We start from the raw sequence: 21,031 nt of genomic DNA on the forward strand, positions 1-21,031 counted from the left end.
ATTTATTTTGACTACTATAATCACGAGCGTTTGCACTCCAGCATCGCCTATCAACTGCCCTATTATACTCATCAACAGCTTCTTCAGCTTAGTGCCCTAAACTGTCCAGCATAATCGGACCACCTCAAAGATACCTGTGAACTGGTCCAGCTGGAGGGAATAGTTTAGGATCCTTACCACTCTACCCTACTAAAATTGGGGGCATAAAAACGGGGCTTTCCGACCTTTGTAGTTCCTACACTCCAAAGTCCGTCCCGCCCCGTGAAGCAGTGCCTCATTGCCAAAATTACGACGATTTTACAGCAGTTGCCTATCGTGAGCAACCTGGCCCGCCGCAAGTTTGTGGCCCAGTTCATTATTGGTCTGATAAAGAGTCGTAACGTCCAGTTTTGCGAAGTCGCTCAGCACCTGAACGATGCCGTCAAGCCGGCCTCGAATGAAACCCGGATTCAGGATTTCTTCCGCCAGGTGACGCTCGACTACCTGGCCCTGGCCCGTCTGCTGGTCAGCCTGTTGCCAGGGCAAGGCAAGTTGCGCCTGTGCCTGGACCGCACGGAATGGGACTTCGGCCAGTGCCAGGTTAACATCCTGCTCGTCACCGTGGGCCGGGGCGACTGGCACGTGCCCCTCTACTGGCACCTGCTCGATAACCGCAGCGGCAATTCCAATGCTGCCCAGCGCATCGCCGTGCTCGAAGCGTGCCTGGCCGTCGTGGGCCGGGACCAAATTGAGCTGGTGCTGGGAGACCGCGAATTCGTGGGCCATACCTGGCTCAAGTGGCTGCAAGACAACGGACTGCCTTTTGTTATGCGCGTACCTAAGCACCATCACTTGACGCAGTTAAGTGGCGAGTGTCGGGCCGTGGCGACGCTGGGCCTGGCGCCGGGGCAGGTGCGGCGCTTTGCCCAGGTACAGGTAGACGGAGTTTGGGGCCAGGCCCTGGTCAAGGCCTTGGGCGGGGGCCAGTTTTTGTTTCTCTTTGGCAGTGGCAGCTTGCCTGACCTCGGGCCACTTTACGCCCAGCGCTGGAGCATCGAGCAGTGTTTTCAAAACCTGAAGGGCCGGGGCTTTGACTTGGAAAATACCCGCGTGCGCTGCCACCTCAAACTGCGTAAGCTTGTGGCCCTCGTCAGTTTAGCCTATGCCTTTTGCCTGAGCGTGGGGCAGGCCGCCACCGAACAGGGGCCGCCTATCGCCCGTAAAAATCACGGCTATCGGGCCACTAGCTTGAGCAGCAAGGCCACATCCTGGGGCCGCAGGCCATTGAACTTGCGCATGACTTCTAATTTGTGATTCGCGTATTGCGAATATACGCTCCACTTGTTGAAGTTGACCTCCCCGGAAGCGCGCGTTTGCTGGGGTAACGCCGGATAACTGTCTGAGAACGATCGTTATGCTAAACACTACCCCCTAACTAGCTGTGTACTAAGTAGTTTATAATGGTATAAAGGTTGGAAAACTTACGCTGGATGCTATTTTATACTGCGTTAATAATTAGCTATTTAGCCGCCCAAATGGCTGGAAATGTACTCTTTAGTAAAGCCATCGTCGCCGCTGCTACATTCTCCCCCGGTTTTGCTCTCGTCTCGAAATCGCGTAGTACTGGATAAGTCTCCTTCAGCAATTTAGTTAGCTCAATCTCGGTAGCTAATACTTTAAGAACTTTGTATATTTGAGTTTCAGTTAGTTTAAGTTTGCCAAGACGAGTAGCTACTTTTTCTTGTAGCGGGGTAACAATCTTCACCTCTTGAACCGGCGTAATTTCTTCCAGTGGCAACGCCAACTGTTTATCATCTGTAGGCTTACTAGCGATATTGAACGTGATATTAGTTACCGCCCGACCACGTTGTCGGCGCTCAGTATATGTAATATCAAAACTCAATTCATTCAACTCTGCCACCGTACGGTCTAGGACCTTGTTACGAAAGTCTGAGTATTCCTTGTAGCTATCAGTAGTATCCGTCACCTCCTTCAGGCGCGCTATACTCACCGTATGTGGACTTTTGAACTGCCAAGAACGCATCAACCAATATAGCCGATGTGCATGATGACTTTTAATAGCCATCAGCTCATTCACATCAGCTACCGCAAAGTTGCCTACTAAATTTATAAGATATGGGACAACTGCCTTACCAAATGTAGCTACTAGTATCCGGGTGGTACTATCATAGCGCATAGAATCGCATAGGGAGACTAAGTGCACATCCTCCTCGTTAAGCTCTGGTATACGAATTGTGGCCCTCATCATCCGAAGCATTGCTGCTTCCAACAATTGATGTTGATGCCCACCAAGTATACCTGAAGGGAATAGCTCTCCAATAGGAATCACCGCTGTTGGAGCTTCAGTATCGCCTTTACGAATGCAGCGTAGCATTAGGCAAAAAATACGAGCCTCCAATAATGTATTTGTGGTAGGTGTACCTATTAAGAGGTTATGTTGCGCTACTGTCGTGGTGCGTTGCGCACGCTCGACCAATTCTTGATAATTAGCGGGCATTGGCAATTGCTCAGCGCTAACCATTACAACTTGCGGAAACTCATCTGCAAGAACAACCTCAGGAAATATTGGGGTAGGCTGACCGGATGCTTTCAAAACAGCCTCATAAGCAGCTTGCGGCGTGTCGTAATAGCCAACCGAAACCCGTTTGCCGTTCACGTTCACACGCGCTTTCCAGCGGCCTTTCAATTTGTCATAACAAACTCCCTTATAGCTAGTTGAAGCCATTACTATGCTATTCAAATACTGTGCAAGATAATAATCAAACGAGTTTTGGTACCCAGGTACTTTAGTCGGGTCTCAGGTACTTTAGTCGGGTCTCAACTGTACTTTAGTCGGGTCTCAGGCTATCTACGCTGTACTTTAGTCGGGTCTCACTGTACTTTAGTCGGGTCTCGCATGCATGACTGCTTATTAATCAAGTAGTTATGCATGCGCTAATACTAAATAATAATTAAAAAATAAAAGGAATGAGCCTCCTTTTATTTTTTTGAATTTTGGTCTCTCTTCCAAATCAGAAAGGGAGAATACTGCTAGGGACGATTATCAACGTCGGCTTCGCACACTTAGGGGCGGAATCATGTATACACATTACTGGCACTTCTCCCTATGCTTTTTAGGGTTACCCGGCTGAAAGCTTACGTTTCACCCTTTCCTGCTCTGGAAGTGGCTTATTTACATCCGGATGGTTAACAAAGTAGTCTTGTAAAGCCGCTTCGATGATCGCGCTCATATCGCGGCGGTCCCAAAAAGATAAGCGGTGCAGCTGCACGTAAGTTGAGGTTGGGAGAGTATTGGTAAAGCGAGTTTTAGTAGGCAATGATGCAGTAGGCGACGTTGCCGCCAAAACAGGCGGGGCAGCATCACCTGTAGGAGCGAATAGCAGGTCGTCTACCGAAGGAGTCGGTGACGTAGTAGCCGGCTGAGATACCAGCGCTGCAAGACCAAATTTTGAAGCTGGCTTTTTCATGAAACTGTCAAATGGTATTTACGTCTGGATGTATGATGCATATGATGCATATCATACGCACTACGCAGGTAATGCAGATAGTCTCGCCAACAACTCAGTCGTAAGGTTTTCATAGTCCTCACAGGCATTGCTTTTTGGGGCATATTCCTGTAGACTCTGACGATGGACTTGAGCTTCGGCTAAGGATACATTTTCACGGATGGTGGTATGCATGAGCAACGGACCCAACACCTCATGCTGCCGTAGCATATCCACGAACTCATGATGTAAGCGCTTACGGTAAGTTGATGAATAGCGTGTCAGAAACAAGCCCCCTACTTGTAGCCTTGGATTGAAACTTTTCTTAACTCGGGCAACTACGTCCAGCAGTGAGGTCAGTCCTTCATAACTGAGATACTCTGGATGTACTGGTATGAAAGTGGCCGTCGAGGCGGTTAACGCGGCTGCGGCGAGCGGTGAGTGCGGCGAGGGACTGGTATCGAAAATCACGTAGTCCATTCTCCCTTCAAGGCCAGCCAGGGAGTTTCTCAGGACCATGATGTAATCCATTTGGGTGCCCAATACCTTCTCCGCTGCCACAATGGCTTCTGTAGCCTGTACTAACCATAATTGAGGACCTACCGGCTCCATTACTTCTACCAGCGTGGCGTCACTACTGGCAACTAGCCCAATATGCTTATCGGGTGGTAACTGCGGGAGGATAAGCGATAAATTGCGCTGAGGGTCACAGTCAACTAAAAGGGTTCGATACCCCCGGTTGGCTAGCGAATGTGCTATGGCCCACGCCGACGTGGTTTTGCCTACGCCTCCCTTGCGGTTGGCAATCGTGAGTATCTGCATGGTGAATTGGCCTGATATGGGGACAAATGTCGGGAATATAAAGTGCATGGGCAACATCATGTTCTTGATGCATATTATATGCATCAAGAACATGATGTTGCCCATGCACTTTATCAATGTATAGTGCTCAACGAAATTATCGCTAACTGTACTGATAATTAAGATTATCTGAGTTTCGGCCTTTTGCAACGAATATCTATTCTCCGGCTGTACCCATGCTGCAGCGCAACTAAAATAAAGGCTGAGTGCTTGTGGTAGAACTACTAGGATGATATACTGCGTACTGGTTACCCAGTATTATTACTCCCTAATAAGTGAGCACTGATAGCAGTTATACCGCTGGAGATAGCCGCTGTCCTCGGTCAACAAAGCCTCGCCTACGTAACTGGCTCAGGCTGTACGAACTGTTCGTAAGCCGGCGCGTCGATATAACTAATTTTGGCTGGGTCGAAAGCTTCTAACGCTTGTGCTACCCACTGCTCATCGACCGTGTCCTGATAAGCGAGCAGGTGCACGGTGGCCGTCTGGTCAGGATTGAGGCGCAGCAGCCGGCCGATGCGCTGGGCCGCCTTGCGCTCGTTGCCGAAGGCGTGCCAGATGATTCCCACCCGTAGGTTGGGGATGCTGATGCCCTCCGAGAGCTGCGCCACGCAGGCCAGGCGCTGGATGTCGCCCGCGTTGAAGAGGTCCAGGTTGGCCTGGCTGTGCTTGTTCTTGGAGTGATAGGTGTGGGCCGCCTGCTCTTCGGCCTGCTGCTGATTGCAGGTGAAGAGTAAGACCTTGTCCATCTGCTGGTCGGCTAAGTAACGCATATAGTGGCCCTTGCCGGGGTAATTCATCAGGGCCTGCATGCGCAGGATGCGCAGCGTCTCGACCGGCAGCGGGTCCTGGGCGGCGTTCGCCAGGCGCTTGCTCCAGTAGGCGTAGTGCTCGCGCTCGCTGGTCGTGAACTGGCTGCCGGCCTTGGTGGTGAGCACGTAGTCGCGCACGGTGCGCAGCGGCAAGCGGTGCACGACCAGGCGGTAGTCGTTGAGCAGGCCCGCCAGCACGGCCTCGTCGGTGGTGTAGTCCACCACGATGGGGCAGTAGGTGGCCACCAGCCGGCCCTTCTCGGAATTCGCCTGCGCGGGCGGCGTGCCCGTCAGCCCCAGGATGCTGCGCTTCTGGGCCGCGTGCGCTTTAAGGCCTGGCTCGTGCGAGTCCTTCAGGGCGTGGCACTCGTCGAGGTAGAGCTTCTGGTACGTGCCCGCCGCCAGGGCTTTACCCAGCGAGCGGTAGGTGGTGAACGTGATGTGGGCGAGCAGGTGGGTCAGGCCGAACTTGTGCGCTTCCTGGGGCCAGGCGTCCAGAATGGCCTGGGTGGGGGCCGCCACCAGAAAGGGCTTGCCGGCCCCCGGGCTGGGGAGGGGACCGGCGGCGAGCAGCCGGTCCATGTCGCGCAGGCCGAGGAGCGTTTTACCCAGGCCCATGGTCAGGGCGATGCCAGCCAGGCGCCGGCCCTGGATGGTGGCCAGCACCTGTTCCTGCAAGGCTTGCTTGCGGGCCGCCGCGCTACGCGTAGATGCTGAAGAAGGAGACATGCGAAAAAATAGAAAAGGGCCGGGTGAGGTGGCCGCAGCTGCGGTGCGGCCCGAAACGGGATCCGGCTAGCCCGCCGGCAGTCGGGTAGCGCAGGAGCGGGTAAGCGCCAACGCGCGGCAGGCAGTCAGCCACCAGCTGGTGGCTGCCGCCCCGCTCAAACGCAAGTCGGTAGGTCAAGCGGTCAGAAAAAAGGCCGGGGGGAACAGGCCGAAAAAGGAGTCGGTGAAGGAGCAGAAAGGCGCCGGAGCCCTCAAAAGGTCGGTGGCCAGCAGCAGCAGGCGAGGGGCAGCAGCTGGGTAGGGAGGCCTGGGAAAAAGGAGGCGGTAAGTGGAGCAAGCGGATGGGAGAAAAGTTGAAAGGGAGAGGTGGCCAGTCAACTAGGCAGGGGAAAAAGAAGGCCGGTGGGGTAGCGCCTGATTAAGACGCAGGAAGGATTGATAGGCCGCAGGGAGTAGCTGAGGGCTTCTGCTACAGCCGGCGGTGGTAGGGTAGGGCTGGGTAAGTAAAAAAAGCAGGGGAGTCCGCGTAAGAAAGGGCTGGAGGAGCTGGGGGCTAAGAGGAAAATGAGGGCGCGACAGGGAAGGTAGGAGTGGGGTAAAGAACAGCGTCAAGAAAGCGGAAAAGGCGGGGAAGTACACAAAAAAGGCCGGGCAGGGAAGGCAGAACAGGAGGTGGCCAATGGGAAAAGGTGCCGGCTAGATTTTGAAGTAACGCAGGAGAAAGGGGGCGCAGCAAGCAGCAATTGGCCGGGTGGGATGGACAGGAACCGGTAGGGGTGGAAGCAGCAGCGGGGGCTGGGCAGCGAGTAAAAAAACAGGCGGGGGAGTAGGCAAAAAAGGCCGGGTAAGCGCCGCAGTAGCGTAAGAGGAGCTAGGGTGGAAGTAGCGGTAAAAAGTTGGTAGGGATGGTAAAAGGAAGCGCAGCAAACGCGAACAGGAAGCGAACTTTGGGGGGCGGGTGAGTAAGAAACGGGCTGGTTGAGCAGCAGAAAAGCGCAGGAATTGCCAGGAAAAATGGGGGCAGGTGGTCGAAAGTTTCAGCTCGATAGGTGGGCGGGTAGCAGCTGAAAGTAGGCGCGGCCTGGGAGCAATAAGCAAAGGAGCGGGTAGGTTTTTTTCGATAGGTTGAAGAGCAAGGCGGGGAAAAAGAGCGCGGGCAGGACAGGTAAGAAAGGGAAAAGGAAGCAGCTAAAAGGCCGGGTAGGGAAGGGAAAAACCGGATGCGAGGCCGCTAAATTTTGAAGGTAGTCGGTAAAAAAAGCAGGAAAGTCCGCGTAAGAAATGGCGGAAGGAGTGCGTGGAAAGGAGGGGCAGGAGGAGTTGGTTTTGCAGGGGAAGAACGAGCGAAAAGGCCGGGTCAAGTCCGAAAAAAGATGCTGGGGACCGGGAAAATTCGGGTAAAGAAGGCGAGGTTTTTCGGGGAAGCGCGCGTAAAAAAAGAATAAGGTCAGGCAGAGATTAGCAGGTAAGAACAGGCAAGTAGCGGAGGGAAAAAGCAGCCGGGCGAGCAGGAAAAATGCGGAGGCAGCAGCAGGAAAATGGCAGGGAAAGCGGCAGCAGAAGTCGGGGAGCAAGGGAGGAAATTGGAAGTAGCAGGGGTGGCAAAGTGCAGGGGTAAGGGAGCGGTCTTAAGTAAAAAATGGAAGCAACAGAGGCAAAGTTTTAAGGGGAATCGTCTAAAAAAAGAGCGGGGGCGCGGGTCGAAAATGAGAAGAATAGGCGCTGATTTTTGGGGCTGGGCAGCGGTAAAAAGGAGTAGATAAGGCCAGAAATTCAGCGGATGGAAGGCTGGATTTTACGGGAGCAGGTCGGGAAAACTGGCTGGAAGGGTGGCGGTATTTGGCATGACTGGTGGAGTAGCGTACGCTGGTAGTGGGAAGAGTCTGACTGGAAAAAATAGGAGTAGATTGGCGAAGGGCCAGGACTAAGTAGGAGCGCTGCAGGGGGCGTATGCTGGTAAGAAAGCGCAGGGGCCGGGTGCTAAAAGGGGGCGCAGAGAGGAGCAAAAATTGGCAGCAGGAAGTGGGGGCGGGTTGTAGGCAGGAAGGAGGAAATAGGCAGGAGCAGGGGCGGGTTGTAGGCGCAGAAACAGGAAGGTGATAGCTGAGTCAGGGAGGAGAAAGCCCGAAGTTTTAGCCTAGGATGGGGAGGCAGGGGAGCGGCAATAGTGGGCTTAGGCCGGGGTAAAAGTTGGGGGTGATAGCGGGAGTTAAAGGCGGGGGTGTGTGCAAAAGACGGGTAGGAAGGAGACGGACGGGAAGGGGAAAAGCAGTTGGGTTAGGGAGAAAGCAGGGCGATAGGTGGGCAGGTTGGGGGAGGTGAAACGTAGCTGGATTGGGAAAAAAGGCAGGCGGTAAGTGGGCAGGTCGGGGGGGGGGGGAAGCAGCTGGGTAGTGCTAGCAATTGGAGGCCAGGCTAAGGAGAATAGGGGTGGGGAGGTGCCAAGAATAGTCAGGAAAGGGAAGCGGCTTTTTGGGGCGGGAGTCACTCGATTGGGAGCGGTGGAGGAAAGAAATGGAGGTAGGAAATAGCGCGTGTAATCGAAGGAAAAGCAGGGCTGGAACAGGACGCGCAGGAAAGATTGAGCGGGGGAGTGCCAATGAAAAGAAGATTCTATAAGCTAAAAAAACGGGGTGGGGAGGCGTAAAAGTGGCAGGTGAGAGAAGAGGCGAATCAGCAGGAAGCGAGGAGAAATGAAGCGGCAGGAGGAAGGAGGGCAGCAGTAGAAAGGAGGAGGCCGGTGGAAAAAATGGCAGCAGAAGAGGTGGAATTTTGGGGAGTAGCTAGCAGGAAAAACAGAGGCCAGGGAAGCAAAAATGGGGGGCGTGGATAAGCTGATTTGGTAGGGGCAGGGTCAGCGTTTTCGATAAGGTAGGTGGCATTATTTGCTAGCTAAGGGTGGTGGGATTCGCAGCAGAAGTTGAAGGCCAGGTGAGAAGAAGTAGTGGAGTTGCTTAAAGATTTTGTGATAGAGGGGCAGGAGAAGGTGGACTGGCTGAGTAGAAAAGTAGCTAGGGTAGTCTGGCTGGGTGGTTAGTTCAAAGGTGAAGTGGTCGCCGGCAGAAGTGGAAAAGGAAAATTCTATAAGCTACTCGTTGAATGGTTGTGGGAGTGGGATAGAGCTGATGGGATAGCTTGGATTTGAGGCCACAGGAGAGTAGCAGTTAGCAGGTGAGGTGATAGGCGGTTGAGGGGCGGGATAGTGGCAGGGAGAGGCTGATTGTGGCTAGGGGTGACGAGATAGTTTATAGCCGGTAGTAGTAGAAATAGGCTAGTCTAGTTGTAGCTTGTGGACGGCCTAGGGTACCAATTCAACGACCAACAGTAATAGTTAGCGAGAGGACACCCTATAATTAAAGCTATCGCATTGATTATCAGTAGCAAACAGAGTTTGCTTGTAGTAAACAATAGCTACCGCATTGATAATCAAGTACAAAAAGTAGAAATTAATTATAAATTGTAGCTTGTTTTAGCCCTTGTAAATGCGCGATTCTAATTATCAGTGGTTATCAATTGATATTTAGCTGACTGTCAACGCTAAAAAGTAGAAAATAATTCATTTAAACTCTAATCTCTCCGATGGAATCACCTAAAAGAAAAGCCGGGCGGCCCCGTGTAGTGGACCCCGTTGAGCAAGCTGGACCCTCGCTTAAAATCACGACCGACGCTGACCGCCAGCTTACCCAGCAAGCGAAAAAACTCAAGATGAGCAAACACAAATACGCGAGCGCTGCCATCTCTTTCTTCGCCCAGAATGGTCTTGACCCCACGAAGGAAATGCCAGCTGGCTTGGCCGTCGTCGGGCAAAAAGTGGAGGCTGGCGTGTCGAGTGTGCGCGTCCACAACGCCGATATTGGCAATCGACTTTACGCCTTAGTTCGCGGTTTCGAGAAAACGATTTACCAGTTCATGCAGCAGCAGCAGCACGCGACCTACGGCTACCTGGAGGTAATCGAGAGCAACTTGTTGAAGCACTTCGTAGCGGTGGAAACGAATCTGCTTAACCCAATGATTGAGCAAATCGTGAAGGGAAGTACTGAAGCCTACGTGGGACGCGTGGTTGGGGAGCGGACTATGCTCAAAGTACTGGAGAGAGACATGACCGATTGGGCTGCCCAGAATAAAAAACTTAGCGGTGAGCGGGACGAGATGATAGTGAAAGCGCTGGGCAAGTTTGTCGAAGACCATAAAATGCCTACGCCCCGGTCCACCGTCAAGCCAGGTGCAACACCGGTTCCTGCCAAGCCGGTAGCTCCAGTTGCTACTGTGCCACCAGCTACTCCCAAATCCTGAGTGGTAGAAGTCCGGTTGTACGCCCGGTTTCCATGCAGGAGGCCGGGCGATTCTACTTCCAGCCCACTCCATTTTTCGTTGCTACTCCCGCTGCAACCCGCGTAAATTTTAATGCAACCGGCCTTGCCTTACGCGTTGCAACCGCCGTTACATTTTACACTGCCTTCTCTTTCCTCCTACTGATGTATGCCAAGGTAATCAACCCGAAAACGAATGGGAAAAAAGTTTATGACAACAAGGGTAGCTCCCTGCGCACCGCAAACTATCTGGCCAAAGAAGCCAATGATGCGGGTGAGGTCGCTACTTTTTTTGGCGCGCCCGGCAGTCCCAATAAGACAGCGGAGGAAGTGGTGACCATGCTCGATGGCAATGTCAAAGGCCTGAAAAAAGACGACGCTAAATTTTACTCCCTCGTGCTGAGTCCGAGCCCGGAGGAGCTGCGGCAGATTGGGGAAAACCCCAAGGGGTTGGAGCAATACACCCAGCACGTGATGGACGACTACGCCAAGAACTTTACATTGAAGAACGGGCGTGAGCTGGGCGGACCCAATCTGGTTTGGGCGGCTACCATCCATGACGAGCGCAAGTACAGGGGTAGCGACGAAGGCAAGCAAGGCGAACGTAAGGAAGGACCCCAGACCCACATTCACGTTATCGTGTCGGCCCGCGACTCGGAGCAGAAGATTACGCTCAATCCTCTGAGTACGCCTGACCGTTTCAACCGGGTACAGTTCCAGGCGAAGGCCGTGGCCCAGATGGAGATTCAGTTCGGGCGAGTCACGGCCCACGACGTAACCCGACCCGAGCCCACCCGCAAGCAACTCATTGCTGAAAAGGCGGACGAGATTACCACCAAGGCCGCGGCCAACAAGCGGGAAAAGAAGCCGCTGACCGAGGTGCAAATTGCCGCCAAGGATGCCCGGCTCGATACGCAGGTTGCCCGCGTAAACTCCAAACTTGATGAGAGCTTGCAACTCGACCCGGCGCGAGTGAAAGAGGCGGCTAAGGAACGCAACTACGACAACGTTTTCTATGACCGGCTGGGTAAGATTGAGCGTAACGCTGAGAAGGGAAGTGCAACGCACAATCCGTATGATTACCTGGCCACCGGGAGAATAAGTAAGGCGGGCGAGCTGCGTATGAATGATGTCGCAAGTTTTTACCCGACGCCTCCCGCACCTAAGCAGGATAAGCAACCTGATTTTGGAAACGGTATCAGTTCGATTCAACAAACCATCAACATAATGTCCCGGGCACTGGCTGTGAAAAGTAAAACCCAGGACGTGCGCAGCGAAGCAGAAAAAGAGCAGGACTACGAGTACGAAATGTAGCATCACACGGAGTAGACTTTACTTTTTTCTGAACTCTGAGCTAGGCTCATCTTCCTACCTAAGTTGGCCTCGATGGGCTGGTATGATAGCAGCTGAATTTCTGACGATGCGCACCGCGTACTAGTATCCCACCCCCGATTGGCCAGCGAGGCCCGCGCCACCAAAAGTCACGGCGCAACTTCCGGTAGAAAAATTCGAAGGTGGCCAGAAAGAAGTGCGCGTAAGTTGCCGCTAGACGCGGCGTAGTTTGCGACCAACACTAATCAGCTCGTCGGGTAGCCAGTCGTAGAATACAGCGGAAATGTTGCGGCCGGTACCCCATGGGATTCGGTTCTCCCCGTTCGGCTAATGGAAAGAGACGGATGAGCTGAATCCGGTAGGACAGGTGATTGGCAAGTTCGGGAATAGGCACGCGGGACAGCGTATGCGCACAGAAAATTGTGAGCGACCTGGCCCCCACGCTAGTAGCGTTACTCATGTTACGGTTACTAGATACGCGGAGGAGAAGGGTGCGGCGTAGCTGACCGCCGCGTAATAGAGCCAGCTAGCCTGGCTAACCATCGCCGCTATGAGTAGTCGACTGGATAGAGTTGGTGAACTGCCCCACACGCGGGAGCCCACCGCTAAGCTGGAAACCAAGTGCCAGGCTCAATTCCCATAGCGAAAGCCTCGCAGCTACTAGCTACGAGGCTTTTTTGGGTTAGGAGCCTCTTACCGGTATTGGGGCTGGTGAAGTGCCAGGAACGGGGGCTAGCTGGACGGAATAACCAAGGAGGCGTACGCAGTAAGTAGCCTTACTGCTCGTTTCTGCGGGCTCCCTAAAGCGCACCTTAAAACCTAGGAAGCAAGCCGGTTGCAGGATGAGTGGCGGTTTGCGCGGCCTACTTTCAGCACAACTGTAAACGAAAGCGGTCCTCCACTTTATGGCGGCGCCCTATTATTGGCCGACGCAAGTCCCGGACCCGACTTGGTATGGCTACTATTGGGCATTTTCGGCCTTGAGTTTGGCTTGGGCCTGGGCCGCCTGCTCGGCTTCGAGGGGCTTGCTGAGCACATCAAGCTGGCCTTCCATGCCCATGCCGCTGGCCTGCTCACTGTAAGCGGCCCGCGCCCGACCGCCTTCCCAGAAGAGACGGTACTTGCCCCCGGCCTGGCCGGGCCCGAACAGGTAGGTCGCTTCCGGCCGCAGCACAGTCGGGTCGCCGAGGGCCATGAAGCGGCAGAATTTGCCGTTCAGAAAGTAGTAGAATTGCGTGCAGACCTGCTTGTGGTGCTTACCAAACCAGCCCTCATTGCCTTCATACTCGTAGGTGCGCGTCAGCCGGCCCGGCGTGGGAGGCAGGAGCCGCATCTTGGGGAAGGCGCTCAGCGGCTGGCCGAAGGGGTGGCCCGCGATGCCGTCGAACGAATCGACTTTACTGCCGAACGGAAACTGGCGGGATGGCGCAGGCGTAACCCCGGCGGTCGGCGCCGTCTCATTCGTGGTTGGGCTGGGGGAGGAGCAACTGCCTAGCAGGACTCCGGCCAGGGTAAGTAGCGCAGCAGCGGCTACGGGTAAGGAGCGCGAAGCAGGCATCATCGTTGAAAAACAAGCAGGAAGAAAAAAGGGAGGAAGTAGGTGGCGGCCACTTATGCTGTAAGGAAGCGTCCGGCTTCGCAGAGCCTTCGCCTGTCCAATTCCAAGCTTAGAAGTGGTCCGCCCAGGCGGCTAAGCCACTTACTTAGCCGCCGTAACCGGTGCTCGGACCGGCCTGGCTATCCAGTGGTCGGGGTACTCACTGACCTGCTCAACTGGCGCGCTAGCCCGACTTGGTGGCGGAGGTGCAACGTTGCAGACCGGTGCGTGCGGAAAGCCGGCGGCGGCCAGCGCAAGCGGAGTTGCCTAGGCATGGGAATGCGGGAGCGCCGGCGTAGTTGGCACCCGACGGATGAGAGTAAGTAATTGGCTGCGCCCGCCAGGCCGGCGGAAGATTATTGGTAGCCAAACTCCCCCCGAGCCTGGCGCAGCGCGCGCACCTGCTCGTGCACCGTGGCGCGCGCCAGTGCCGGGTCCACGCTGCCGGGGCGCCCCTGCGGCCCGCGGTGCGTGGCGTGGAAGAGCTCATCGACCACGGCATTGCCCAGCGCCAGATTAGTGACCAGCGTAAAGACGCGGCTACTGTAGGCCAGCGGGTTTACCGCCATGTCCGGCAGGGCCTCCAGAGCTTCGTCCTGATAAGTAAAAAAGCGCTTGAACACGTAGACGGCGCGGTCCGGGTAGATGGGTGGGTCCAGTTCGGGCAACTCCTCGGAGGCCGCCAGCCGCTGCGTCAGGTGTTTCAGGTCCTGGTAGTCGATAGATACGGCGTCGCCATCCAGCCACAAATCAGGTTTCAACTGGAGTAAGGTATTGGCCCAGGCAGCGAAACTGAGCGTCGGGAAATGCTCGGGTAGGGCCCCCATGGCGTAGGCCAGGGCCAGGGAAAGCTGGTGCGGCGTCGCCTGGGCGTAGGGTATGCAACGAGGGGTTGGGGCGGGAGGAGGCGTCATGTTAAGAGGGGAGGAAAAGGATGCGAACAGCCGCAAAGTAACGGAGAAAATCCAAAATTAGTCACATATGATAACAGGGGCGCTGATTTTTAGACTCAGCTTGCTAAGGTGAAAAATGAGGTGGTTTTGCAGGCCTTCGGGCAGCATCTGCGTCAGCTCCGCAAGGCGCGGGGCTGGAGCCAGCAAGCGTTGGCCGACGAGTCCGATGTGTCCAAGCCCACCATTCACCGGATTGAGACGGCCCGCTACTCCGCGACGTTGGATGTGCTCGTTTCGCTGGCGCAGGCGCTGGAGATTCCGCTAGCCGAGCTGGTCAGCTTTGGGGGAGCGAGCTAGGCATACCCGTCAGTGATTGGGAGTCGGTTTTTGAGGTGGCGATGCGCTGGCTGGCCTGCTCCAGCGCTAGCAGCCGCTGGGACACCTCGGGGCTGTCAGGGGCGGGCCCGCCCCCGGGTATACCCCGCGGCAGCGCCGGGCCCCCAGGCACATCCCAGCGCCAGGCTTGGCTGAGCTGCTGGGCTACTAACGGCGGCTGCATCACCCGGCGTAGCAGCGTCAGCAAGCGGGGGCCGCAGGGACTGGTACTGGCCTCCAGCTCCGGCAATACCCAGACGACTAACTCCCGGTTGTGCAGCACGTACTGCATCAGGCACTGGTTAGACTGGTCATAGAGGGGCGGGTCTAGGGCGGGAATCTCGGCACTGGCCGCCACGTGCTGCACGAATTGGCCTAGTTCCAGGGGAGCCAGCGCCACTTGGTCATCGGTATACCACAGGTCGGGGCAAAATTCAGCCAGGGCGCGGGTCAGCACGCGGGCCCTGGCGCGTTCGGGTAGGGTCGGAAAATGATGAATTAAACGTGCTTGCAGGTAGTGCAGCACCTGGGCACGTTGGGCGGTAGTCGCCAGATGGTAGGGCAGCGGCGAGGTGGTGGGGGAAAGCATAAAAAGGCAGCAGTAAGTAGTAAAAGGACACGCGGGGACCAGCCGCTGGGTAGCCAGCCGCGGGAAGTATTCAGGAGGGTTAGGCAGCTGCTAGGGCAGCGGCGGGCCGGCGGGCAGGGCGGGGCTGTCGCGTAGCCGCGCGTCTTCCAGCCAAGTGAGCAGGAGTTGCTGGGCTTCAGCCTGCAGCGCTTGCCGACGTTCGCGCAGCGCCTCCCGCAACGCATCCGTGAAAGGGGCCCCCGTAGCGGAAGCGAGGGTAATGGTCACCTGCTGGGTATGCGCGTGGAGTGTCACGGCGGTTAGGCCCGTGTTTTCCAGCTCAGCGAGTTGGCGCAGTTGGCGCTTGGCCTGCTGCTGGGCGCGGCGCAGCAGCTTGAGGTCGCGACGGTAGCTCATCGGGCCAGACGGTTGAGTAGGAAAGCAAACGTCAGCGAATCCGATTGCTGGAAGCGGGCCGCCGCTAGGCGGTCGAAGGTGCCGGCCCAGCGGTCGGCCCGGTCGGGGAAGAAGGCACCGAGTACCCAGCTAGGATGAGGGCGGGGCGAGTGGAGGCGGGGGCCCCGGAAGGGTACGGCACATAAGTGACGCAACACTTTGTGTATGGCGCGGTGGCACCGCTGGCGAGCGGCGTCAGCCTCGCGGCGGACAATTTCGGCGCGCACGCTGGTTGCCCAGCGCATGAGGCGTGCGAGGTCTTCGCATTCGTGGGCGAAGCGATTGGCCCGCAGCTGCTCCGCTTGGCTGAACAGTGGGTGGCCGAGTAGGGTGGCCAGGGCATGCTGGCGAAGCTCGCCAAGCATAGGTTGCCCGGTTACATGTGTTTCCATGTAATTTTGGGGTAAGGTTTACAAGAACCCAACTGTAGTGCCTGCTCGATACAGGTGCTCTATCCGAGGTCAGTCGTTTGTTGCGACTGGCCTCTTTTGCTTAGTACAGAAGTGGGATGTTCAATTTGAACAAGACAAAGATAATCGTTTGCACATGAAACACAAGATTTTTACTTGCTTTATAGCATAATTATTCGTAGTTTATTGCGAATACTATCTTTGCCGAATGAAGAGTGAAGAAGATAAGCCAGCACGTAAACCTCTGCTCAGCATTGAGTGCGAGTCAAAAGAGCAAAAGGAGCTTTTCAATCGCATAGCCAAACGACGGGGAGTGACTACTGCCGCCTTGGTTCGTTTGTTACTACTTGACGAAGCCCGTCGGCTGGGTATAGAATAGAATCCAACAGTGCCCACACAAGAAAGCTTAGCTATCAGCTGAGCTTTCTTGTGTGGGCACTGTTGGATTCTATTCTGACAAAGGGGCCCTTATTAGATTATTTAGTGTTGATAAGTAGTGCTTTAAGTGTTGAAGACCCCTGTCCAAACAGGTCAGTTTAATAAGACGGATTCATTTAGAAAGCATAGTACAGTTTTGTATTTTTCTGGGGTTCTCCAAAAAATATGGAGTTGTTTTCTTGTCCAATAGGCTTTTGTTGTTGCCTTTGCTCAACGTACGGCCAGTTAGCACAGCTGGCATGATTATACGAACGTAAGCTGCACTTTTACTGTCCCCACTTGCTTGGCTGGGCTACCAAATGGGATTGCAAGGAAAGGAGTATATTCGGTAATAGTAGCCGCCTAGAATGGCCGGCGGATGTTTTTTGACTAACGCAACGGATTATGCACCAACCGGCTACTGCTACGCGCCCTGCTACCACCACTTGCCAGGTGTTAATTGTGGAGGATGAGTACGTCATTGCCAATGACTTGCGCCTGCTGCTGCTCGAAGCCGGCTATGGCGTGCTCGGCCTGGCCGACTCGGTGGCCGAGGCCCGGTTGCTGCTGAGCCAGCATCGGCCCGATGTAGTGCTGCTCGATATTTACCTGAAGGGCAGCGAAACGGGCCTCGACCTGGCCCCCGCGCTGGAAGAGGCCGGCATCCCGTTCATCTACCTCTCGGCCAACGACAGTCCCAGCGTGCTTGAGGCCGTGAAGGCCACCCAGCCGAGCGGTTACGTAGTGAAGCCGTTTCGGGAAAAGGACGTGCTCACGGCCCTCGAAATAGGCCGCTACCGGCACGCGCACAGCGTGGAAGTACGCCTGCGCGAGGAAAAAACCCTCCAGATTACCCTCACCGAAGCCCTGGCCGCGCAAATTCCGTGGCCCGATAAGCTGCTGCAACTGGCGCGTCTGTTTCAGGAGCCCATCGGCTTTGATAGCCTGCGCGTGCGCTACCAGGATGAGCACAACTACTTGAGCTACTGCTTCTACCGTACGGGCTTCGACGAATACCAGGTGCTGGACGACGAGGCTTTTCTGCGCCTCACCAACCAACCGGTTTCGCTGCTGCCCCAGCTACGGGCGCAGCCGCCAGCATTTTACCTGATGCCGGGCTGCTACAACGGCGAGGCATTTACGCAGTGGGCCAGGCAACACCCCATGCTACAGGTGATTAGCAAAACGCTACGCATGGCCTCGGCCCTGGTGATGCCTATTTCCCTGGGGCCCGCCCCCCGCTTCGTGCTGTCGTTTTTCAGCCGCCGGCCCGATGCTTACCGAACGCGGCACCTGGCACTGCTCGACCGGCTGGCCCAGCCCGTGGCCCTCACGCTGGAGCGGGCGCTGGCCTTCGAGGAAATTGCCCGCCTCAGCGAGCAGCTGCGGCAGGAAAATTCTTACTTGCAGGAGGAAGTCAAGACCACGGCCAACTTTGAGGAGATTATCGGCACCAGCCCTTGCCTGCTGCGGGTGTTCAACCAGGTGTCGCAGGTGGCGCCCACCGATAGCACGGTGCTGCTGCTAGGCGAGAGCGGCACGGGCAAGGAGCTGTTTGCCAGGGCCCTGCACAACCTATCGGGCCGCCGCGATAAGCTGCTGGTGAAGGTCAATTGCGCCGCCCTGCCTGCCGCCCTGATTGAGTCGGAGCTATTCGGGCACGAAAAAGGCGCGTTTACGGGGGCCGTAGACCGGCGCATCGGCAAGTTTGAGTTGGCCAAGGGTGGCACCATTTTTCTGGATGAGATTGGCGAGCTGCCCCTGGAGCTGCAAGCCAAGCTGCTGCGCGTGTTGCAGGAAAAGGAAATTGAGCGCCTGGGTGGCAACGGGCCCATCAAAACCGACGTGCGGGTACTGGTGGCCACCAACCGCGAGCTGGAAAAGGAAGTGAGCGCCGGCCGCTTTCGCATGGATTTGTACTTCCGGCTGGCCGTATTTCCGCTCACGCTGCCTTCCCTGCGCGAGCGCCCCGACGACCTGCCGGCCCTGGCCAACTTCTTCGGCCAGCGGGCAGCCCGCAAATTAGGAAGGCTCTTCAAGGGCTTGTCGGATAATATGTTGCAGGAAATGCGGGCCTATTCTTGGCCGGGTAATATTCGGGAGCTGGAAAACGTCATCGAGCAGGCCGTTATCCTCAGCGACGGGCAGCAGCCCCTGGCGCTGGGCCGCTCGCTGGCCACCCCACTGTTTGACGGCGGGGCTGCGCCAGCCAGTGTGGCCCCGGTCGGTGCCCCATCCGCCCCGCCGCCCCGCGACCTACTCGCCGTGAAGCAATTGCAGCAGGAAACCGAGCGCGAGTATATCCTGAGCGTGCTGGTAAAATCCAACGGTCGGGTGCGGGGTAGCGGCGGCGCGGCTGAGTTGCTTAACCTCAAGCCTACGACGCTGGAATACCGCATGGAAAAGTTAGGCATCCGCAAAACGATAACCACGGCAGGGCCGGAATCATGATACGCCAAACCGCTCTTGTGCTGCTACTAAGTAGCGGATTACTCCGTGCCGAGCCGATGTATCCGCTACTGCGCCCAGCGCAGGCTGACAGCTTACGCCGGCAGCTATGGCGCACGCCGCTCAGCCCGGCGCGTGTCGAGCTGCTGCTGCGTCTGGGCAACGACCGCATTGTAAAGTACGACCAGCTGAACGAGGCACTGGACAGCGCGGCCAGCTACTGCCAGCAAGCTGCTGCCCTAAGCCAACAGCTAGGTTATGGCAATGGGCAGATTTGCAGCCAGTACGCCCTCGGCAACCTCGATGTGGCGCTCGGCCAGGTGCCGGCCGGCCACCGCCGGTTGGCGCAAGCGCTTGCGCGCAGCCGCCAAGCGCACTATCCGCGCCTGGAAGCGGATGGCTGGTATTACTTGGCATCTGCCTACACGTTTACGGTGGCCGATATGCCCCGGCGCATTGAGTGCCTACAGCATGCCCAGGCGCTTTACCAGACCCTCGGTGATGGCGAGCAGGCAGCCTACGTCCTCAAAACCATTGCCGATATACACATGCAGCAGGGCCAAGAAGCCTTGGCCCGCACCGAATTGCTCGACGTGCTGGCCCGTTACCGGGCCGTTGGCTACCACCACCTGCATTACACGTATGATTTGCTGGATGCGGTAACTGCAAAAGCCGGAAATTTTAAGGAGGCCTTGGGCTACGGCTTAGCGGCTATCGAGAGTGCCAAAGCAACGGGCGACACTGCAAAACTGAACTTCTTTTACCATCGGATTGGCAATATTTATAATATGCTCAACCAGCCAGCTGATGCCTTACATGTGTATCAAAAGGTGCTAAGCAGCCTGGAGCGTAAACACGATAGCACTAACGTCATCATCGTGAGTGAGATGGTAGCCAAAATGCTTATTAAACTACAACAGCCCCGTCAGGCGCTGGCCTTTGTGCTGGAAAAAACCAGCGCTTATCCTCTAGCCCGCAATGAGCAGTTCTATGCCTGGAACTTACTGTCTACCTGTTACTTGATTAACCAGCAATACGGGTTAGCCGAGATGTATGCGTTGAAGTCAATTAAGTCTCTGGAAAGTCGTCAAAAAATAGCAAATAGCTATAGCCAATTAGGGGCTGCCTATTTCACCGCTGGCCGTATCTACCTAGCTATGAGGCATTGTGAAGAATCTCGGCTGTACCTGAACAAGGCGTTGGCGTTGCACTCGCAAATCAGCCTTTCGGTTAAGTCTGATGTATACCGGCTCTTATTCAAAGTAGATTCGACCCAGGGCCGCTACCTGGCCGCCATTGGCCATCAGCAGCGCTACCAGGCGCTCAACGACTCCCTATTCAACGAGAAGAAAAGCAAGCAAATTGCCAGCCTGCAAGTGCAATATGAAACCCGCCAGAAAGAGCAGGATATGGCCCTGCTCACCAAGCAAAGCCTGGTGCAGCAGGCCAACCTACGGCAGCGCGAGGGGCAGCGCAACGCCCTGCTGGCGGGCGTGGCCATGCTGGCCATGCTACTGGCGCTGGGCTATAACCGCTACCGCCTCAAGCAGCGCAGCAACCGCCTGCTCGAAGCGCAGCGGCAGGAAATCTCGGCCCAGAACCAGCTGCTGGAACAAGTGCTGACCGAAAAAAGCGGCTTGCTGGAAGACAAGGAATGGATGCTGAAGGAGATTCATCACCGGGTGAAAAATAACCTCCAAGTCATTGGTAGTCTGCTGCGTTCGCAGTCGGTGTACTTGCCCGCCGGGGCCGCCCGCACTGCCATCCGCGAGAGCCGCAACCGGGTGCACGCCATGGCCCTCATTCACCAGAAGCTTTACCAGAGCGAGCACCTGGCCGGCGTGCCAATGGCGGCCTACATCCAGGAAATAGTAGACCACCTGCTAGCCTCCTTCGACTGCCCGCCCGGCATCCGGGTTGAGTTGGCGGTGGCCCCCGTGCAGCTCGATGTTGCCCTGGCCGTGCCCGTCGGCCTTATTCTGAACGAGGCCGTTACCAACGCCCTTAAGTACGCCTTTCCGAACGGGCGCGGCGGCCACCTTTTCGTCGGCTTCGCCGCGCCCACGGCCGACTGCTACCAGTTCAGCATCTGCGACGATGGAGTGGGGTTCGAGGCTGATTTTGAGCCCACGCAGAGCCGCACGCTGGGCCTGAGCCTCATTGAGGGCTTGAGCAAGCAGCTGGGCGGCTGCCTGCGGGTAGCGGGGGGGTGCGGCGTGCGCATCGTGCTGGATTTCAGTGCGCCAGCGCTATTGGTGCGCGGGCATTGAGTGGGCGTTGGGTGCAAGTGCACTGCTGTGCTGCCCCGCGGGCAACCCTTGGACCGGCCGATGCATCT

At 56.2% G+C, this 21,031-nt stretch carries 16 protein-coding genes; 6 read left to right on the forward strand and 10 right to left on the reverse strand.

Features of this window, described 5'->3' with window-relative positions; all coding sequences use genetic code 11:
* The first annotated feature begins 261 nt into the window (after window positions 1–261).
* Complete coding sequence (locus QMK33_RS21270) at window positions 262–1,293, forward strand: IS4 family transposase (protein ID WP_283566641.1); 1,032 nt, start codon at window positions 262–264, stop codon at window positions 1,291–1,293.
* Window positions 1,294–1,498: 205 nt separating this feature from the next.
* Here the strand turns inward: QMK33_RS21270 and QMK33_RS21275 are convergent, their stop codons facing one another.
* The 5 genes from QMK33_RS21275 to QMK33_RS21295 all read right to left on the reverse strand — a co-directional run bounded on the left by QMK33_RS21275 (window position 1,499) and on the right by QMK33_RS21295 (window position 7,461).
* Window positions 1,499–2,725 carry a RepB family plasmid replication initiator protein gene (locus tag QMK33_RS21275; protein ID WP_283566642.1) on the reverse strand — a complete coding sequence of 409 codons (1,227 nt, stop codon included), beginning with the start codon at window positions 2,723–2,725 and terminating at the stop codon, window positions 1,499–1,501.
* A gap of 394 nt (window positions 2,726–3,119) precedes the next feature.
* Entirely contained in the window at window positions 3,120–3,467 is a 348-nt protein-coding gene (locus tag QMK33_RS21280) for a hypothetical protein (protein WP_283566643.1), read from the reverse strand.
* Between the two features lie 60 nt (window positions 3,468–3,527).
* Window positions 3,528–4,412 (reverse strand): ParA family protein, encoded by an 885-nt coding sequence (locus QMK33_RS21285; protein ID WP_283566644.1) that lies wholly within the window; start codon window positions 4,410–4,412, stop codon window positions 3,528–3,530.
* Window positions 4,413–4,684: 272 nt separating this feature from the next.
* Entirely contained in the window at window positions 4,685–5,887 is a 1,203-nt protein-coding gene (locus tag QMK33_RS21290; RefSeq protein WP_283566645.1) for a DEAD/DEAH box helicase, read from the reverse strand.
* Window positions 5,888–6,924: 1,037 nt separating this feature from the next.
* Window positions 6,925–7,461 (reverse strand): hypothetical protein, encoded by a 537-nt coding sequence (locus QMK33_RS21295; RefSeq protein ID WP_283566646.1) that lies wholly within the window; start codon window positions 7,459–7,461, stop codon window positions 6,925–6,927.
* Window positions 7,462–9,466: 2,005 nt separating this feature from the next.
* Here QMK33_RS21295 and QMK33_RS21300 point away from each other — a divergent pair.
* Together QMK33_RS21300 and QMK33_RS21305 are read left to right on the forward strand one after the other, a co-directional pair.
* On the forward strand, window positions 9,467–10,180 hold the full coding sequence (locus tag QMK33_RS21300; RefSeq protein ID WP_283566647.1) for a hypothetical protein: 714 nt from the start codon (window positions 9,467–9,469) through the stop codon (window positions 10,178–10,180).
* Between the two features lie 182 nt (window positions 10,181–10,362).
* On the forward strand, window positions 10,363–11,511 hold the full coding sequence (locus QMK33_RS21305; protein WP_283566648.1) for a DUF5712 family protein: 1,149 nt from the start codon (window positions 10,363–10,365) through the stop codon (window positions 11,509–11,511).
* Between the two features lie 979 nt (window positions 11,512–12,490).
* Here the strand turns inward: QMK33_RS21305 and QMK33_RS21310 are convergent.
* Window positions 12,491–13,090 (reverse strand): hypothetical protein, encoded by a 600-nt coding sequence (locus tag QMK33_RS21310; RefSeq protein WP_283566649.1) that lies wholly within the window; start codon window positions 13,088–13,090, stop codon window positions 12,491–12,493.
* Window positions 13,091–13,482: 392 nt separating this feature from the next.
* Window positions 13,483–14,040, reverse strand: a complete 558-nt coding sequence (locus QMK33_RS21315; RefSeq protein ID WP_283566650.1) for a hypothetical protein — start codon at window positions 14,038–14,040, stop codon at window positions 13,483–13,485.
* A gap of 108 nt (window positions 14,041–14,148) precedes the next feature.
* Here QMK33_RS21315 and QMK33_RS21320 point away from each other — a divergent pair, with 108 nt between their 5' ends.
* Window positions 14,149–14,376 carry a helix-turn-helix domain-containing protein gene (locus QMK33_RS21320; RefSeq protein WP_283566651.1) on the forward strand — a complete coding sequence of 76 codons (228 nt, stop codon included), beginning with the start codon at window positions 14,149–14,151 and terminating at the stop codon, window positions 14,374–14,376.
* Here the strand turns inward: QMK33_RS21320 and QMK33_RS21325 are convergent.
* The 3 genes from QMK33_RS21325 to QMK33_RS21335 form a co-directional block, all read right to left on the reverse strand.
* Complete coding sequence (locus tag QMK33_RS21325; protein WP_283566652.1) at window positions 14,354–14,983, reverse strand: hypothetical protein; 630 nt, start codon at window positions 14,981–14,983, stop codon at window positions 14,354–14,356. The genes QMK33_RS21320 and QMK33_RS21325 overlap by 23 nt on opposite strands.
* 90 nt (window positions 14,984–15,073) lie before the next feature.
* The gene (locus QMK33_RS21330; RefSeq protein ID WP_283566653.1) at window positions 15,074–15,379 is read right to left on the reverse strand and encodes a hypothetical protein; all 306 of its coding nucleotides are present in this window, start codon (window positions 15,377–15,379) and stop codon (window positions 15,074–15,076) included.
* Window positions 15,376–15,783: a hypothetical protein gene (locus tag QMK33_RS21335; RefSeq protein ID WP_283566654.1), complete on the reverse strand. Its 408-nt coding sequence runs from the start codon at window positions 15,781–15,783 to the stop codon at window positions 15,376–15,378. The genes QMK33_RS21330 and QMK33_RS21335 overlap by 4 nt, the downstream gene beginning before the upstream one ends.
* 867 nt (window positions 15,784–16,650) lie before the next feature.
* Between QMK33_RS21335 and QMK33_RS21340 the strand changes: the two genes are divergently transcribed.
* Together QMK33_RS21340 and QMK33_RS21345 are read left to right on the forward strand one after the other, a co-directional pair.
* Window positions 16,651–18,696 (forward strand): sigma 54-interacting transcriptional regulator, encoded by a 2,046-nt coding sequence (locus tag QMK33_RS21340; RefSeq protein WP_283566655.1) that lies wholly within the window; start codon window positions 16,651–16,653, stop codon window positions 18,694–18,696.
* A gap of 56 nt (window positions 18,697–18,752) precedes the next feature.
* Window positions 18,753–20,963: a tetratricopeptide repeat-containing sensor histidine kinase gene (locus tag QMK33_RS21345; RefSeq protein ID WP_283566656.1), complete on the forward strand. Its 2,211-nt coding sequence runs from the start codon at window positions 18,753–18,755 to the stop codon at window positions 20,961–20,963.
* Window positions 20,964–21,031: the final 68 nt, after the last annotated feature.

This window comes from Hymenobacter sp. H14-R3 (assembly GCF_030063445.1).
Classification (GTDB): Bacteria; Bacteroidota; Bacteroidia; order Cytophagales; family Hymenobacteraceae; genus Hymenobacter.

Coding starts and splice junctions, on each gene's coding strand:
- QMK33_RS21275 (WP_283566642.1), bottom strand. CDS start 2,725: ATGGCTTCAACTAGCTATAAGGGAGTTTGTTATGACAAATTGAAAGGC.
- QMK33_RS21280 (WP_283566643.1), bottom strand. CDS start 3,467: ATGAAAAAGCCAGCTTCAAAATTTGGTCTTGCAGCGCTGGTATCTCAG.
- QMK33_RS21285 (WP_283566644.1), bottom strand. CDS start 4,412: ATGGGCAACATCATGTTCTTGATGCATATAATATGCATCAAGAACATG.
- QMK33_RS21290 (WP_283566645.1), bottom strand. CDS start 5,887: ATGTCTCCTTCTTCAGCATCTACGCGTAGCGCGGCGGCCCGCAAGCAA.
- QMK33_RS21300 (WP_283566647.1), top strand. CDS start 9,467: ATGGAATCACCTAAAAGAAAAGCCGGGCGGCCCCGTGTAGTGGACCCC.
- QMK33_RS21305 (WP_283566648.1), top strand. CDS start 10,363: ATGTATGCCAAGGTAATCAACCCGAAAACGAATGGGAAAAAAGTTTAT.
- QMK33_RS21310 (WP_283566649.1), bottom strand. CDS start 13,090: ATGATGCCTGCTTCGCGCTCCTTACCCGTAGCCGCTGCTGCGCTACTT.
- QMK33_RS21315 (WP_283566650.1), bottom strand. CDS start 14,040: ATGACGCCTCCTCCCGCCCCAACCCCTCGTTGCATACCCTACGCCCAG.
- QMK33_RS21325 (WP_283566652.1), bottom strand. CDS start 14,983: ATGCTTTCCCCCACCACCTCGCCGCTGCCCTACCATCTGGCGACTACC.
- QMK33_RS21330 (WP_283566653.1), bottom strand. CDS start 15,379: ATGAGCTACCGTCGCGACCTCAAGCTGCTGCGCCGCGCCCAGCAGCAG.
- QMK33_RS21335 (WP_283566654.1), bottom strand. CDS start 15,783: ATGCTTGGCGAGCTTCGCCAGCATGCCCTGGCCACCCTACTCGGCCAC.
- QMK33_RS21340 (WP_283566655.1), top strand. CDS start 16,651: ATGCACCAACCGGCTACTGCTACGCGCCCTGCTACCACCACTTGCCAG.
- QMK33_RS21345 (WP_283566656.1), top strand. CDS start 18,753: ATGTATCCGCTACTGCGCCCAGCGCAGGCTGACAGCTTACGCCGGCAG.